The following is a 14,395-nucleotide window of genomic DNA, read 5'->3' as shown; positions in this document are numbered from 1 at the left end:
ACAAGACTTCCAGTTCATCCGATCGGCGAGAGATCGCCTGGAAACAGGCATGGCTGCGCGCCTCGATCGCCATGGCTGTCGCCTTCGATGGTGAAACCGCGCATGCGCTCGACCAGATGACGAGCCAGATCGACCCTGGCGCTGCGCTGGGCGCGTGGATCATCGGCATTGAGACGGACGAGCGTGTGCTCCGGCGCAACCGCCAGTGCGACTTCGAGATGGGTAAGCAGGATATCCTCGGAGATTCGGGGCATGGGTCAATGAGAACAAATAAAGAACTTCGCGTCAACCGGCCATGTGCGGACGCATGGGGACAGCGGGACGCTAGATGCCGATCTCGAATGGCTTGGTGATCGACCGGTCAAGCTCTGGCGGCTTGCGTTCCGGTGCAGGCCCCACACGATCTTTGGCCTGCCCTTTGGCTGCCGCATCGCGGAGGAGATCGACCGTTTCAAGCGCCGAACGTTTCATGCCGGCTTTGCGCTCGACCGCCGCCTCGAGCTTGCCAGCATTATCGACATAAAGCGTGAGACCATCGCGCAGCCGTGTAACTGTCACCAGGAACGTCTGCTGATTGGCCAGATTGCGCTCGCGACTGTCCATGACAGCAATGCCGCGATCGGAGGTCAGCCCCTGTGCCATATGGGCATTGAGCGCATAAGCGAGATCGAGACGGCGGAGCATCGGGTCGCCCTGCTCCAGCCGGTGCTCTGAGCCCAAGGATGTCTTCATCACGACAGCCTCTTTGTCGACAGCGACAATGCGGGCCTGGTCGGCATTGAGCAGGCCCCGCTGGTGATCGGTCTCGGTCCACCGGATCTTGTCGCCGGTGTAAATGTCGAGGGCGCGGACTTCGAACAGACGCAGCGGATCCTGCTCACCTTGCGGCCTGATCTGACCGGGACGAAACTCGAACTGGCGGCCACGCGCGTTCTCCAGCGTGACACGCTCGCGTGTCACATCGGTTCCGACCACCCGGTATTCGCCCGCTGCAATAGCTTGGCTGCGCTGACGCCGCGCCACCTCGACCACCATGCCGTGCGCATAGGTGCTCGCATATCGCAGCTCCTCGCGGGTCACATTGACGCGCGACAGGGTCTGGAGCCGCATGGTTTCAGGACCAAGCTCGCCGCTCGCTTTAAGGCCTGTCTGAACCGCATCGTTTACGGCGCCGCGCAGGTTTCGGCCTGAGGCATAGATCGCGGTTGCTTCGCGCTCGGCAGTCGACAGGGACAGCCAGGCTGCGGCGGCTTCGACAGCCGCATCGTTCCCCACCTCGATCACCTGGGGTGCCAGATGGCGCATGGCGTCCTGGATACGCCCTTGTTGCGCCGCCTGTTGCGCTTCACGCAGGCCTTCACTGCGCGCGCGAAGATTCGTGCTCATGACGGCCGTCTCAATGCCGGCCTGCTGCATCACATCGAACGGCTTTCCAGCATCGACTGCGCCCAACTGCTTGCGGTCACCAATACTGGCAAAGCGGCCGAGTTCGAGCAGGTTTGCAAGCCGCACCAGCTTTTCCTTGTCGGCATTGCCGACCATCGATGCCTCGTCGAGCAGCACGACTGTGCCACGCATGTCAGCCCGAGCCTCGGCGAGCCGGTCCGCATCCGCCCCTTCAAGGAGATCACGGTGCTGGGCGAGGAACCGCGACACCGTCATCGATGGAATACCTGTATCGCGCTCGAGCATCTGGACCAGCGTGTTCTGCACCGCGAGCCCGAGCACACCCCTGCCCTCCTCGCGCAGGATATCGGCGACAGGTTTGAGGACCGTGCTCTTGCCTGCGCCCGCGACGCCCTGGATCGCGACGATGCGGTTGTTCGAGCCAAGCAGCAGACGCCCGGCCCCTTCCTGTCCCGCGTTCAAGGTCAGGCCGTATTTGATTTGGGACAGGGCTTGCAGACGGGCCCCGGCAAGGTCGGGAGAGACTATCGCCGGGGCTACGCCGCGCCCGTCTTCAACCCCGGCAATAATTCGCTGTTCGAGGCTGATCGCGTCGCGTGTCGTCAGCAGTTCCCGGTCCGCACCCTTGCCCTTCTCCAGATGTCCCTGGCGGAGCAGCTGCTCGACGCGGTGTTCGATGTCTGCAAGCGAAGTCGGGAGCGCAAAGCCAAGCGCTGCGCGGTATATCTCGGCCCGGGTGAAGGCCGCCTCCCGCTCACCGAGATGCCGGACAGCCGAGGCGACTGCATGAATTGCAGCGACCTGCTCGACACTGCGATTGGTCAGCCTGCTAGGTATTAGCGGATCACCTTCCCGCAGGCCAAGCCGTTCGGCAAAGGAGGTTGCGAGGGCCTGAACATTGCGGACGAGCGCGCGCATCGTGGACCCAACACCAGTCAAATTGCCAAGATCCTGCGCACTGCGAGCATTGGCCCTGGCAATCACCGTGGCGGGATCAAAGCCCAGCCTCGCGGACGCTTCCTGCCACTGCTGCGTTAGCGCATCGCGATCTTCGATCCGCCCTTTGTCCGCCCGGGTCATGAGGTTTGCTGCGCTGCGAGCGGCGAGCCCCCTCCCTTCCATCGTCGCCAGGCGGTCGAGAATCTCCGCCCGCCGCGAACTGAAGGCATCGCGCACATCTTTGGGCACACCGACGGCCTCGAAATTGCCGTGCTTGCCGAACTCCCCGACCTCGTAACCGAGCTTCTCGACGCTTAGCCGAAACCGCGCCATCGTCATGGCATTGAGCAAAGTATTGTGCTGCCAGAGCTTGTCATTGCGCAGCGCCCGCCATTTGCCATCGGCCCCTCGCGTCACATTGGCAATGACGGCATGGAAGTGGGCGTTGGGCTCCTGGTTGCGATTGGTGTCGTGCTGGAAGAGCGCGATCGCAAGGTTGCCGGTCTGGACAACACGCTCTCTGCCGCGAACCTCCATCCGGGTCTCGGCTAGGTTCTTCTCGGCCCAGCGCAGGGTTTCCCGGACAGCCGCAGCGTAGGCATCGAGGATGCGCTTATCGCCGCCCACCAGAGCGAGGACCGACCAGCTTTTCGGCATCGAAAAGGTGAGATCGGTCCCCGCCCGGTGCGCCCGGTTGTCACTGCCGACGCGGCTACCATCGGACAGCATTCCCTTAAGGACCGCCTCGAACTGCCGCGCGTCGACGGTCCCCTCAAGCCCGAGCGCGGCAGCGCCCTTCCCCATCCATTCACCCAAGCGATCGGCATCAGCGCGCGTGTAGTAATTGTCGGCAGCGAAGTAGTTGGCCGCGCCGCCGGCGGTGCGGACATTGGCTACCGACAGCATCGATCGCTCCGCCATCCCGAGGCAGTCAGCGCCATGCTCACATCTCCATGTCGCCAAGATCGGGACCAGTGATCGGCGGGGGCTCGTGCTCCCGCAGACCATCCTCGATCATCAGCTTGCGCGCGGCGGCATCGCTGGAGCTTTGGCTCTTCGGGTTATCCGGCTTGCCCTGTTGCAGCCCTTCTGTTCCCGGCGTGCTGGCCTGGGGCGTGCCCTTAGGCGAAGCCGACTGATCCGGGACTGCAGCGGCTTCGCCTGTCGGGAGAAGTGGGCGGGCGGAAGGTCCGACTTTTCGCGCACGCACATCGGTTCTGGTATTCGACTGCTCCTTCCTGGCCTTGCCCGCCTTGTCTTGCCCTGAGCGAGCTGCCGGTTCCCGCTCCTTCGACGTCTTGCCGGGTGGGTGTTCCACTGCTCGCCCAATATCCTTGGCTGGCGCGTTAGGCTCCTGTCTCGGCGCGGCTTTCGGTCCCTGATCCAGCGCCAGTTCGCCCTGCTTTGGGACGACCGGCTTGCCCGCTCCGTCATCGTTGGACGAGGGATGCTCGCTGCCTGTTGGCGCTGCCTTCTGCTCGGCCTGCTCCGCCGCCGGATGGGGCAACGTGACCCTTGCCTTCGGGCTTTCCTTGACCCTGGCAATGAAGGTCTCCGCCCGCTTGGGTCGGTCGACGGGCTTCAGCTTGATCGGTGCGGCGGGAAAGCCGTCGGGGAATTTGATGTACCCTGACAGGCGCGGCAGGTTCATCAGCTGGTCAGGCAGCAGGAGCGGCTCGATATGCTTGCGCGGGGTCAGGCTGACCGCATCGCGGGCATTGTTGTAGCCGTAAGTGTAGCCCTCTTCCATGTCCCTGACCTGGCGATGGCCGATGAAGTCGGAGCACCAGGTGGCCGTTTCGCGGTCAGCGGTTCCAAGGATCAGTTTGGTCCGGGCAAGCGATGCCAGCGTCATCGCCATGTTCTCGCCGTAGACCTCCTTGAGCTTGGCATAGGCGTGGAGGCCGAGGACAATCGCGCCGCCGAAATTGCGCGCCGTCTGCAAGCCTTTCTCGAGGGCTGGCAGGCGGTGCAATGCGCCGAGCTCATCGACGAAGAACCAGCACTTGAGATCGCGGGTGCGGGGCATCGTCATCAGCGTGTTCATGGCCGTGTCGAGCCAGAGCGTAAGCAACTGCGCGCAGACGCTCATGTCGACATAGCGGGCCGAAATGAACAGGATCGAGCCTTCGCTTCGGGCGCTATCGGCCCCATCCTCGATCCACTGGCGGACCGAGAAACGAGGACCGGCAGCCGGCAGCAGCTTGAGCGCCTTGGCGTTGACGTTGAAAACGGCCCGGATCGATTCCGCCATGCGGGCGGCTTCCGGCGCGGTCAGCGGATCGGCGATAGTACCGCGCATCATGGCATGCACGCGCGACAGGTCCGCAGTCATGAGCTCACGGGCCAGGGCGTCGTTGGTCGCCCTGCCCTCGGCCACAAGTTTGAGGCAGAATTCGACGAACAGGGCTCGTGCAGCGATCACCCAGAACTGGGCTTCTCCGCCCCCGTCATGGGGGACGAGGGCGTCCGCGGCGGCCCAGAACTCACCTTCAGAACGGCATTCGTCAAACAGGCTCCACTGGGGGCAGCGCGCATCGAGCGGGTTCAGGATGATGTCGCAATGGGCCGCATGGAAGTGCTCGATAAAAGCGCCGGTCAAATCGAAGACCACGCAGCGCTGCCCCTTGGCTCTGGCTTCCGCAATCATGTCGGAGATCGCCACGGTCTTGCCCATACCGGTGGTGCCAATGAGCATCGCATGGCTCTGTTCGAGCCGCCAGGGATAGGAGACCGTGGCGATGTGCGATGGCCGATAGGGAAAGACCTGGGCGATCTCTCGCGGCAGGCTGAGCCGCCATTTCCAGCCCAGCGCGGAATCGAGCTCACGGGTGCGCTCGCGCCGGTTGTGCGCGGTCAGTTCATCGACAAGCTCGGGGAGCGTGACGAGCATCGCGCCGCGCTCATGTTTGCGCTCCTTGGAGCGGCCACCGAACCGCTCGGCGAACCAGTAAAAGATGGCAAACGCAGGGACCAGCAGGAACCCGGAACGCCACAAGGCACTGGTCAGAAGCGCCATCAGCTTCTCCCACGCATGGTCCACCGGGGGGTAGTGGTCGAGCTGGGCAATCGGAAACTGGATGGTCGCGCCAAAGGCAGTTTCCAGAGTGATTCGTTTGGCGGGATCGAACTCCATGAAGCCGTAGATGGCAGCGTAGATCCGCATCCAGACGAGGTAGACTTCATGGTCGGTGAGGCCTGCCGAAATGGTCCACCAGGAGGTCCATGAGATCACGAGCGCGGCGACAATCAATGGGCCCTTGAGACCCGCCGCGAACATGAAGCCGAAGTGTCCGAGCAGCTGGCTGCCACGCGTGAAGTTGACGAGATTACGCTTCATCGGAGCCTCCCTCGCCAGCGGCTGTGGAAAGACCGAGTTCCTTGCATTTGCGCACGTAAGCCTGGTGAGCCCGACCGCGCAGCGCGTGGTCGGGGTGCCCTGCCAGCAGCGCGTCAACCCCGACCATGAGGAACACCGAGCGGCGGGAAATGCGTTCAATGGAAGCGTCGAGCCGCGAGGAAAGCTCGTCCTCGGTGCAGGCATTGGCGAGCAAGGCGCGAACCCACTCGCTCATGCTGATCCCCTTGGCCTTGGCAGCCTTGCGGATCAGCGAACTGAGCTCGCTGGAGATGTAAACCTGGAGACAGATTGGCCGTGTCATGCACGGACTCCTTGTGGTCAGGAGCCCGGTTCACACTGCGAAAGGCGAGGTTGAAGCTAAGTCAGATTCAAGAACATGTCAAGAACATATAGGACTGCGGAATTCCGCCATTCTCGGCCTCGCTTTGGTCAAATCCACGTAACTCCCCTCGCCCACGTCATTTTTGACGGAGAAGCTGCCATTTCGCCGAATTCGATCCATGAATCTGTAATTACTTGCTTTTCCATCAATCATTCCAGCGATTTGTCGCGTACGGTGTGCCCAAATGTCCCCAACTGCGAGGACAGGAACCAGCTATTGATCCTGTAGCGGATGATGCGATTTGCGAGCCCCGTTCCCAGGGTCCTCGGCAGGTAGCCGAGCTGCGGATCGCGATAGGCACAGACGGGACTGACGCCTATGTTGCAGCCAATATTCCAGGCAGAAAGGAGGCGCCGCATGGGCCAGGTCACACTGAGTGCGACACCGAAGGGCAACGGCTTCCAGGCGACAGTGACTTACCCGAACGGGGTGTCGATCAGTTCTTCCGAGGCTTTCCCGACACAGGCAGAAGCTATTGAGGCCGCGGCGTTGAAGGTTCTGGGTATGCCGGAACGGCTCGCCGATCTCGACCGTCCTGATACCGTCGACTGACGCTGTCGACCTGCCTCCCCGTACCGGCCGAGGGATGCCGAAACGGTCTGCGAGCAATAAGAAAGGAGGAAGCCCTGACGGACTTCCTCCCAAACTGGCGGATCAGAACTCATCGCTGAGACGGCCCGGCACGGTATCGATGACCCGGTCCAGCATGGCCTTGGGCAAGGCGCCGTAGTCGCCTTCATCGACCGCGATATACCCTGCCTCGTCATCGGTCAGGACGTACTGCGTGAAGTAGCTGTGAAAGGACCGCGCATGGGCCTGATCCAAGGCAGCAACGAAGGCTGCCTGATCGGCGACGGGACCAGCAGCGGCAATGTTAAGTGAAGCGTACATGATCTTTCCTCCTGATGTTCGATGCGTCGCATCAGGAGCTGCGAAAGATGTGGGTGACGGGCTGGGTCAGGGACCGCGATAGCGGCCGCGAAGCGGCGATGGGGGCAACGATTTTTGCCGGGCTTGCCCGGTAAAAATGGTGGGGCCCCGTCGTCCTTGACGCAGCCCCAAAGCCCGCATCACAATTGGTCTTTCTGCGAGAGAGACCTCTCCAACGTCAGCGCAGAAGCGCGACACCTGCCCCACAAACCATTTTCCTACATGCGCCCGCAGTGCCAAGATCGGCAGCGGAGGGGACCAACGGCCAGCAAGAAGGAAGCACTATGGCCAGGTCCAAACCTACTGCACGAGATGCCTTGAAGAAGCTGCGTGAACAGCGTGCCCAACTCGAGAACGAGGAGGCGCGTCTCCGCGAAGAGGCAGCGACCGAACTCGGAAAGCTGCTGATCGAGTGCAGCGCGGAGACGATCGATCCGGCGCAGTTGCGCCAGATCGTTCGCGCATCGATGGCGCTCGGGATCGAGGAAACGCTGAAGCGGATTGCTCCCGCGTAAAACCCATCCGGCGGCGGCAAGGGGTTCGATGCCCCGCGCCGCCGCATCGCCGGCGTACAAAATAAAAGGCCCCGATGGCGTCTGCCACCGGGGCCTTGTCGTGAGGCAAGGACATTCAGTCCTCATCGATATCGGGAGCACCTTCGTTGCTGCCGGAGCGGCCCTTGGTGAGGAAGTCGACCTTGTCGGCGATGATCTCGCAGCCGTAGCGCTTGGTGCCGCTCTGATCTTCCCACTGGGTGTAGTGGATGCGCCCTTCGACCGTCACGAGCTGGCCCTTGGTGCAGTACTTGGCGACATTCTGGCCGAGGCCGTTGAAGCAGGTGATCCGGTGGAATTCGCTGTCCTTGGCGGTGTAGCCGTTCTCGTCCTTGTAGGTCTTGCCTTCCTTGCGGGCGGGACGGTCGGTCACGACCGAGACCGAGGTGATGCTGGTTCCACCCTGGGTGGTGCGGGTTTCGGGGTCGCGAGCGATGCGGCCAACGAGGATAACGAGATTGGTCATGGGCTTTCTCCTGATCGAGCATTCCGGGTCCATCCCGGCTGCAAAACCCGAGCAGAAGCGCCCCGCGGCGAAGCGCACCGAAGGGAAACCCCGATCTGGTTCGGGTGGTGCGGGCAGTCGGGCACGCAGCATCGCGCCGAAAAGTGGGAACCGGTTTTCGGCACCAGCGATGCGCAAAATCGTGCCCGGCAACTCGGTCGGACCTGATCCGGGTTGCGCGTCTCGACGGGGGGTGATTCAGGGAAAGGTTTGCATCGAAGCCGGGTGGAGCTGGATGCCTTGAACAGGTTTGCCCTGACTCGTTTCCCTCCGGTCTTGGCAGGATCATCCACCCCGCCCCTTCACCGGAGAACCCCCTCTTAGATCACGGTACCGACCGCTTCAGCAGGTGGCACGCTCCTGGGCGCAACTGCTTCACCGCGGCCAGGCATGTCGATCGTCACCCCTTCAGCGCCGTCCAAAGGGTTGCCGCGCAGCATCCAGGCCTGCGGCGTGATCAAGCGCGCCCAATCGGCAAAGGAGGGGATCGAGCCCAAGTCTTCGCGCACGTGCTGTTCGCCGACCAGACGCACCGGAACGACCCGGCCATCGGCATTGACGAGGGTCTCGCCGAAGATCGCCTCCAGCATGAATATCCCCTCGGCATGGTGCCGCAGCGCGCGGTGCCGTGGGTCTGCCAGGATTGCCTTGGACTGGTCGAACCACTGGTGTAGCGGGAGATAGTCCTCGACCGCGCCGCCCCATTTCCGGACCGACGAGAGGGCGTGGTAGTAGCAGTGGGCCATGCCTGGTCTCCTAGAGCTCGGTCGAGTGATCATCGGTCGCGGTGAAGCGCAGACTGCAAGCCAGCACGAACGTCGCCTCAGCCACATCAATCACCAGTTCGCCGCAGGCACCGTCGTTGATCTCCCAGCCAGGATGGTGACGTTCGAGCGCCAGGTAGGTCAGCTGTTCGAGTGCCTGCCCGAGTGATTGCGGCTCTGCGGAACCAGTACGATCAACGCTGTCTGCTTCGCCTTCCATGAGGGAGACTTCCGGGCACGGGATCCCCGCGCCGGCTGTATCGAGGCATACACATTCTTCAACGGCACCGCTGTCGCCGCAGCCGTCAAAGCGGATCTCGACACGGGCGATGCCGGCTTCCTGCAAGCGCGGAAGAATGGCGACCTTGAGCTGCTGAATCTCTTCGACCACCTGGGTCTGCCGCTCGGCCTGGCGAACGGCAAAATCGGCCATCACAGCCTCGATATCGATCATGAACTGCCTCCTGTAGAAAGGAGCCAACGACCTCCGCTGGCTCAAACTGACAGGCGCGCGCCTTTCCTCTGAAGGACGACGCCAGCGCCGATCCGGCGCTGGCGCGAAGACCGACAGGGCCTTAGTCGGTCCTGACCGAAGAGTTCTTCGGATTGGTACCGAGGGGCCCGCGCCGATCGACCACGGTGATCCGCCGGGCCTTGGCTTCGATGACCAGACGTTCGAGCACGCCATTGCCTGGAAAGGCGATGACGTAACGCGGATCAAGCGAGAGCATCCGCTCGTTGCGCTTGAAGCCGGCCCGGGCGCCCAGCCGCATGTCGAGCGAGAACGTGACCTGAGGGATGCCTCGACGTTCAGCCCAGCTCGATGCCAGGCGGTCGACGCCCTTGGTGTCGCCGCCATGGATGAGCACCAAGTCGGGCACGCGGTCGCGGACCTTGTCGAGGGTGGCCCAGACGTTGTTGCCGAAGGTCAGTGCATCGTCTTCGGTCGCATGACGGGTGCGCCCGCCAGCGAAGACGACCGGGGTTCCTTCGGGCACGGCTGCACGGCGTTTGGCCTCTGCACGGGCGCGCAGGAAATCGCGACCTTCGACGAGCGCAGAAGTCATCATGGCGCTGTGATTGAAGCGCGAACTGGAGACCGGCTTCCACGATGACCCGAACTCGTTGAGGTACAGGGCTGCTGCGACCTCGCGCATCTCTTCAAGCGCCAGCATCGCACTTTCGGCGCACTGCGCCCGCTCGACCTGGGTCTCAAGGTCATGGGTGTGAACCTCGGATCCATCGGCCGTAGCAATCAGCGCGCGGACCTCGTCGGTCGCCCGGTCAAGGGCCGTCGATTTGCGTTCCGCCGAGCGGTGAAAGATGTTGACGAAGGCCCAGCCAAGATCCTCGGCGTCGGCTTCAAGAGCGGTCCCGGACACCATGGCGAAAAGATCGGACCAGACTGCTTCGAGGGTTTGGACAACAGCCTCCCGGACCGGGAAATCGCTGGTCGATACGGGAGCGGGTCCAATCGAGAAGCCGGCGAGATCGAGCCCGGCGAGTTGATCGGCGAATGACGTGTGCATGGGGTGTCCTCCTGACTGGCGTGAGGCCGACGCACCCGTTCATGGCTGCGCCAGCGAGAGCCCGTCAGGGCCAGCATTCAGGCAGGGTTGCGCACCCGTGAGGGGAAACCCGGCTTGGCGGGCTGGCGCGGGCAGGCCTTGAGCCCTAAGGGCCAAGGCCCACACGGGCCCGACCAAGCCGGGTTGCGCAAGACTGGCGGCTGGCCCAGGGCCTCTCTCGCATGGCACCAGGCCATGGGCGGTCGGAACAGATCCATTGGCAGGGGTGCGCCCTATGCCTCATCCATGCACCGCCCCGGCTCGGCTCAAGCCGCTCGCTTGGCGTAGACACCCTCTCCGTTCGACATATGCCCGAGACAGTCATATTCGCCGAACATGGCATCGAAACGGGATGCGATCTGCGACAGCCAGCGCTGTGCCCGCGGTGAGCGGGCCGTGCGCCAATCGGCGTCCCAATAGGCGCCGTCATCGCGTTCGACGATCCAGACGGCCACCAGCCCGCCGTAGACCGATACGCCAAAATCCGCATAGGCATTGCGCATGAGGATCCGGTCCTCCCGGCCGCGCCAGCCGTCATGCGGGATCAGCGACGGAAAGGCTCGGCCGGCCCGCTCGCGCAGGTCGTCGCGCAGCCAATCGTATTCGAATTCCCAGTCGTCCTCGGCTTCGACCTCAAGCACTGTGAAGGCGACGATTGCTCCGCTGGGATAGCTGACTGATCGGCCCATGGCATGCTCCCTCAGGCCGCAAGCGCAGCGTCGTCTGACGCGTCGTCAAACTGTTCGGGCATGACCCTTCCGCCAAGCTTCAGCAGCAGGGTCGACGCCTCCTCAGCCTTGGCGGCAGCGGTCAGAATGGCGCGATCGTCATCCTTCAGAAGCTTGAGCCAATGCTCGATGTAGCTCGCGTGGCTGTCGAGATGTGTGACGGGCAGGCCCAGCTCGGCGCCGAGCATGGCGCTCGATAGCTCGGCTACAAGTTCTTCGGCGGCATAGGCCGCCGTGCCGAAGCGGTTTTTGAGATCACGCCCCAGACGGCTGGCATGGCCGGTCCAGTGCGACAGCTCGTGGGCGAGCGTGGCATAGTAGTGGTCGAAGCCTGAAAACAGGCTCGTCGGCGGCATCGTGACACGATCCGCAGTCGGTTCGTAATAGGCCTCGCAGCCCTGGTGGCGCAGATTGACGGGGATGGCGGCGAAGAAGGCGTCGAGTTCGGCCTCGCGCCCTTCAGGCTGGACCAGCTCCAGCGTTGCAGCCGGATGGAAGCGCTCGGGCAGACCTTCGACCTGATCGGCATTGAAGACCGGATAGGCCTTGAGCACCCGGCGGGCCTCGTCAGTCTTTTCGCCGGTATCGGGCGCTTCCACCTCTTTGGTGTAGCTCTTGTAGAAGATCGCGATGGTCGACTTCTCGCCCTTGCGGACCTGGGCTCCGAGCGATTTTGCTTGGTTGTAGGTCATCCAGAACGGCGAAGCGTAGCCGCACATGTCGGCGACCATCCAAAGCCAGAACACGTTCATGCCCCGGTACGGAATTCCGCAGGCCCGCAAGGGCCGGGAGACCGGGACACCGCGCCATGGCTTGATCCACGGCTTCGTGCCTGCTTCCAGACGGGCGATGATTTCCTGGGTGATGCGGGTGGCGGGCGACAAGCCGCCGCCCTGCCCCTTGCGATAGGCCATGATGGTTCTCCTGATTGAGGCATCCGGACAGTCAGCGACAGCTTCGCCGGTCAGTGCCTGAGGCTCCCGAGCTCCCTCTGCTCTGCTTCCAAAAAGGAAGCGGCCCTCCGACGTAAGCCGAAGGACCGCTTCTCGAGGTGCGAGTGGCAGAGCCTGTCAGGAGGAGGTCAGGCGGCCAGCTCGCGGGGGGTATGAATTTCGCCGTCGACACCAGGCTCAGCGTCCGCCGCGTCTATGTCGGCCTCGCCCGCCCCCAGCGTAGGGCGAGCGAAGCGCATGACCTCAGGCACCCAGGCCAGGGCCTTTTCGCGAACCTCGACCTCGGTGATGTAGGTGCCGGCGAAGACGCGCTCGGCGCTCATCGCGAGGTCACCCTTCTTGACCGAGGCAAAGCGCGAGGAGAGCTCGAGACCGCCGACATTGGTCAGCGCGTCGAGGATCACCTGCTTCGACACCCGGTCGAAGTAGTTGGCCGCCGTCGGTCTCCACCACCTTGCCATGTCGACGCCGATCAGGCTGCCAAGGTGGTCCTGGAACGGCAGCTGACGCTCGCCGACCATGTTGAGGCTCGCCTCGAGCGACCGGGCGACAACGTAACCCAGCCAAGCCGCGCGGCTGTCATCGGGCAGCGCCCGAAACAGATCGAAGCGGGAGATCGCATCGTCACCAGCGCGCCAGCTTTCGTCGAGACTGAACCTGAGCTCGGCAAGCCCGCTGCTTGCCGGCGTATCTTTGGCTTCGAAGCCGATGATCGGGCCTGCAGGAACGGGGGCGCGCAGCGTGGTCGAAGGGCGCGTCCGCAAGTCGTGGGTATCGGCATCGGCCAGCGTGAAGACCATGATGTCGAGCGCGAGCCCGGGGTCGGATGCAACATGCAGGGCCAGAACATCGCGGCGCTGCATCGCGAGCTCGTCGACCAGACGCTTGGATAAGGTCGTCCGGCGCCTGTCCGAACCTTCTTCGCCAGCAACGACTTCGATCCCATCGTCGGCCTCGGCAGGATCAGCCTGACGCTCGCTGTAGAACACCGGCTGGAGAACCGGCGTACCATCGCGCGAGAGCACCAAAACCATGCCCGCTTCGGCTTTCAGTTCCGGCGAGATGACGGGAGGTCGGGCGCGGATTTCCTGGCATTCGCGTTCGATGGCCGCGATAGCGGCTTCGGCCGCAGCCACGGCCTCCTCGGCACTGTCCTCGTCTTCAAGGACCGCCGCTTGCTCGTCATAGGAGGCATCGAGTTCGTCGAGCCTTGCCACTTCAGCTTCGGTCAATGGCGCCGGTTCGGCGGGAAGCCTGACCAGCCCTTTGACCAGGTCGTGGCTGGCATAGGGATCGAGCGTCGGCTTGACCCAGGCAAGACCCTGCTCGGCGGCGAGGGCTTTGGCCTGTTCTTCCATCTTCGCGGCGGCGAGGCTTTCGAGCAGCGCAACATCAACCCAGGATTCGCTGTCGTCGTTGTCGAACAGCTCGCGCTCGATCCGCCCGCCGGCGGCGATGTAGGCGTCGCGGCCAACGAGGCGGGCACGTGGATCGCTGCCCCTGACAGTCCCGGACAGGACCATGCGCCGGACGCTGTCGGGGTTGGGCGCATAGTAGCCCGACGACACCTGCTCGAACACGCGGGCCTGAATCTCCTGATCCGAGGTGGCGCCGAAGGCCTTGGCAATATCGAGGGTGATCTCTCCGGCGGCGAGCGCCTCGAACACGATGGGCGCGAGCGTCGCGAGACGCAGCCGCCCCTCCACGAAGCGGACGGTCAGGCCGAAACGGCGCGCAACATCTTCGACAGTCGCACCGCCTGCCACGAGCGCCGCAAAAGCTTGGGCCTCGTCTGCTGGGTTCATGGCGAGGCGGTGGAAGTTTTCGGCGAGACTGGTCTCGACCACGGCTTCGGCACTGTCTTCGAGCACGAGGCACGTGACTTCGTGGTCACGCGCGAGGATCTTGTCGTCCGCGAGCGCGAGCAATGCGCGGCGGCGGCGCTCACCAGCTTCGACCTCGAATTTGCCCTTGGCTGCAGGTCTGACGATGAGGTTCTGCAGCAGACCGCAGGCTGCGATGCTGGCCTTAAGCTCAGCATCTGCTGCCGGATCACTGTGACGGCGGACATTGCGGGGAGACTGAACGAGTTTGTTCAGCGGGATCGACTTGATCATGGGACACACTCCTGATTGTGAGCCCGGCGCATCGACCGTCGACGCCCAAATGGCTCAATCAGGGCAAAGCCCACTCCCCTCTGAAGCATTCGGAGGGAACAACTTCTGTTCGCCCCTTGTTCTTGCCCGTACCACCCACTATTCTCCTTCTCAGATAAGCGCATGGCGCCCGACGAGGAGATTTGAA

Annotated in this window: 15 protein-coding genes; 2 read left to right on the top strand and 13 right to left on the bottom strand. The window is 63.4% G+C overall.

What is annotated here, in order from left to right; all coding sequences use genetic code 11:
• Positions 1 to 14 precede the first annotated feature (14 nt).
• From L0963_RS05400 to L0963_RS05380, 5 genes are all read right to left on the bottom strand, one after another.
• The gene (locus L0963_RS05400) at positions 15 to 254 is read right to left on the bottom strand and encodes a hypothetical protein (protein WP_234178703.1); all 240 of its coding nucleotides are present in this window, start codon (positions 252 to 254) and stop codon (positions 15 to 17) included.
• Positions 255 to 324: 70 nt separating this feature from the next.
• Positions 325 to 3,252: a MobF family relaxase gene (gene mobF / locus L0963_RS05395; RefSeq protein ID WP_234178702.1), complete on the bottom strand. Its 2,928-nt coding sequence runs from the start codon at positions 3,250 to 3,252 to the stop codon at positions 325 to 327.
• A 37-nt stretch (positions 3,253 to 3,289) separates the two neighbouring features.
• Positions 3,290 to 5,686, bottom strand: a complete 2,397-nt coding sequence (locus L0963_RS05390) for a type IV secretion system DNA-binding domain-containing protein (RefSeq protein ID WP_234178700.1) — start codon at positions 5,684 to 5,686, stop codon at positions 3,290 to 3,292.
• Entirely contained in the window at positions 5,676 to 6,008 is a 333-nt protein-coding gene (locus tag L0963_RS05385; RefSeq protein WP_109798783.1) for a hypothetical protein, read from the bottom strand. Before L0963_RS05385 ends, L0963_RS05390 begins: the two co-directional genes overlap by 11 nt.
• A gap of 230 nt (positions 6,009 to 6,238) precedes the next feature.
• Positions 6,239 to 6,448, bottom strand: a complete 210-nt coding sequence (locus L0963_RS05380) for a hypothetical protein (protein WP_234178698.1) — start codon at positions 6,446 to 6,448, stop codon at positions 6,239 to 6,241.
• On the opposite strand from L0963_RS05380, the gene L0963_RS05375 reads away from it, so the two are divergent.
• Positions 6,447 to 6,641 (top strand): hypothetical protein, encoded by a 195-nt coding sequence (locus L0963_RS05375; protein ID WP_120218992.1) that lies wholly within the window; start codon positions 6,447 to 6,449, stop codon positions 6,639 to 6,641. The genes L0963_RS05380 and L0963_RS05375 overlap by 2 nt on opposite strands.
• Positions 6,642 to 6,743: 102 nt before the next feature.
• Here the strand turns inward: L0963_RS05375 and L0963_RS05370 are convergent, their stop codons facing one another.
• A complete protein-coding gene (locus L0963_RS05370; protein WP_234178696.1) occupies positions 6,744 to 6,980 on the bottom strand; it encodes a hypothetical protein in 237 nt (78 codons plus the stop codon).
• Between the two features lie 356 nt (positions 6,981 to 7,336).
• Here L0963_RS05370 and L0963_RS05365 point away from each other — a divergent pair, with 356 nt between their 5' ends.
• Positions 7,337 to 7,534, top strand: a complete 198-nt coding sequence (locus L0963_RS05365; protein WP_234178694.1) for a DUF6437 family protein — start codon at positions 7,337 to 7,339, stop codon at positions 7,532 to 7,534.
• Positions 7,535 to 7,649: 115 nt separating this feature from the next.
• Here the strand turns inward: L0963_RS05365 and L0963_RS05360 are convergent, their stop codons facing one another.
• The 7 genes from L0963_RS05360 to L0963_RS05330 form a co-directional block, all read right to left on the bottom strand.
• On the bottom strand, positions 7,650 to 8,039 hold the full coding sequence (locus L0963_RS05360; RefSeq protein WP_054587174.1) for a single-stranded DNA-binding protein: 390 nt from the start codon (positions 8,037 to 8,039) through the stop codon (positions 7,650 to 7,652).
• Between the two features lie 359 nt (positions 8,040 to 8,398).
• Entirely contained in the window at positions 8,399 to 8,824 is a 426-nt protein-coding gene (locus L0963_RS05355; RefSeq protein WP_234178692.1) for a DUF6915 family protein, read from the bottom strand.
• A gap of 10 nt (positions 8,825 to 8,834) precedes the next feature.
• A complete protein-coding gene (locus L0963_RS05350) occupies positions 8,835 to 9,296 on the bottom strand; it encodes a DUF6878 family protein (protein ID WP_234178690.1) in 462 nt (153 codons plus the stop codon).
• A 121-nt stretch (positions 9,297 to 9,417) separates the two neighbouring features.
• On the bottom strand, positions 9,418 to 10,371 hold the full coding sequence (locus L0963_RS05345) for a DUF2493 domain-containing protein (RefSeq protein ID WP_234178688.1): 954 nt from the start codon (positions 10,369 to 10,371) through the stop codon (positions 9,418 to 9,420).
• A gap of 305 nt (positions 10,372 to 10,676) precedes the next feature.
• A complete protein-coding gene (locus L0963_RS05340) occupies positions 10,677 to 11,099 on the bottom strand; it encodes a hypothetical protein (RefSeq protein ID WP_234178686.1) in 423 nt (140 codons plus the stop codon).
• 11 nt (positions 11,100 to 11,110) lie between these two features.
• Entirely contained in the window at positions 11,111 to 12,052 is a 942-nt protein-coding gene (locus L0963_RS05335) for an ArdC family protein (protein ID WP_234178684.1), read from the bottom strand.
• Between the two features lie 167 nt (positions 12,053 to 12,219).
• On the bottom strand, positions 12,220 to 14,208 hold the full coding sequence (locus L0963_RS05330) for a ParB/RepB/Spo0J family partition protein (protein WP_234178682.1): 1,989 nt from the start codon (positions 14,206 to 14,208) through the stop codon (positions 12,220 to 12,222).
• Between the last annotated feature and the right edge of the window lie 187 nt (positions 14,209 to 14,395).

This window comes from Sphingopyxis sp. NFH-91 (assembly GCF_021401285.1).
Lineage (GTDB): Bacteria > Pseudomonadota > Alphaproteobacteria > Sphingomonadales > Sphingomonadaceae > Sphingopyxis > Sphingopyxis terrae_A.
This window is presented reverse-complemented; position numbering and strand designations above follow the sequence as displayed.

What these genes read in the sequence shown, in the direction of transcription:
- L0963_RS05335 (WP_234178684.1), bottom strand. Translation starts at nt 12,052, where the DNA reads ATGGCCTATCGCAAGGGGCAGGGCGGCGGCTTGTCGCCCGCCACCCGC.
- L0963_RS05340 (WP_234178686.1), bottom strand. Translation starts at nt 11,099, where the DNA reads ATGGGCCGATCAGTCAGCTATCCCAGCGGAGCAATCGTCGCCTTCACA.
- L0963_RS05385 (WP_109798783.1), bottom strand. Translation starts at nt 6,008, where the DNA reads ATGACACGGCCAATCTGTCTCCAGGTTTACATCTCCAGCGAGCTCAGT.
- L0963_RS05380 (WP_234178698.1), bottom strand. Translation starts at nt 6,448, where the DNA reads ATGCGGCGCCTCCTTTCTGCCTGGAATATTGGCTGCAACATAGGCGTC.
- L0963_RS05390 (WP_234178700.1), bottom strand. Translation starts at nt 5,686, where the DNA reads ATGAAGCGTAATCTCGTCAACTTCACGCGTGGCAGCCAGCTGCTCGGA.
- L0963_RS05370 (WP_234178696.1), bottom strand. Translation starts at nt 6,980, where the DNA reads ATGTACGCTTCACTTAACATTGCCGCTGCTGGTCCCGTCGCCGATCAG.
- L0963_RS05360 (WP_054587174.1), bottom strand. Translation starts at nt 8,039, where the DNA reads ATGACCAATCTCGTTATCCTCGTTGGCCGCATCGCTCGCGACCCCGAA.
- L0963_RS05350 (WP_234178690.1), bottom strand. Translation starts at nt 9,296, where the DNA reads ATGATCGATATCGAGGCTGTGATGGCCGATTTTGCCGTTCGCCAGGCC.
- L0963_RS05330 (WP_234178682.1), bottom strand. Translation starts at nt 14,208, where the DNA reads ATGATCAAGTCGATCCCGCTGAACAAACTCGTTCAGTCTCCCCGCAAT.
- mobF (WP_234178702.1), bottom strand. Translation starts at nt 3,252, where the DNA reads ATGCTGTCGGTAGCCAATGTCCGCACCGCCGGCGGCGCGGCCAACTAC.
- L0963_RS05400 (WP_234178703.1), bottom strand. Translation starts at nt 254, where the DNA reads ATGCCCCGAATCTCCGAGGATATCCTGCTTACCCATCTCGAAGTCGCA.
- L0963_RS05355 (WP_234178692.1), bottom strand. Translation starts at nt 8,824, where the DNA reads ATGGCCCACTGCTACTACCACGCCCTCTCGTCGGTCCGGAAATGGGGC.
- L0963_RS05345 (WP_234178688.1), bottom strand. Translation starts at nt 10,371, where the DNA reads ATGCACACGTCATTCGCCGATCAACTCGCCGGGCTCGATCTCGCCGGC.
- L0963_RS05375 (WP_120218992.1), top strand. Translation starts at nt 6,447, where the DNA reads ATGGGCCAGGTCACACTGAGTGCGACACCGAAGGGCAACGGCTTCCAG.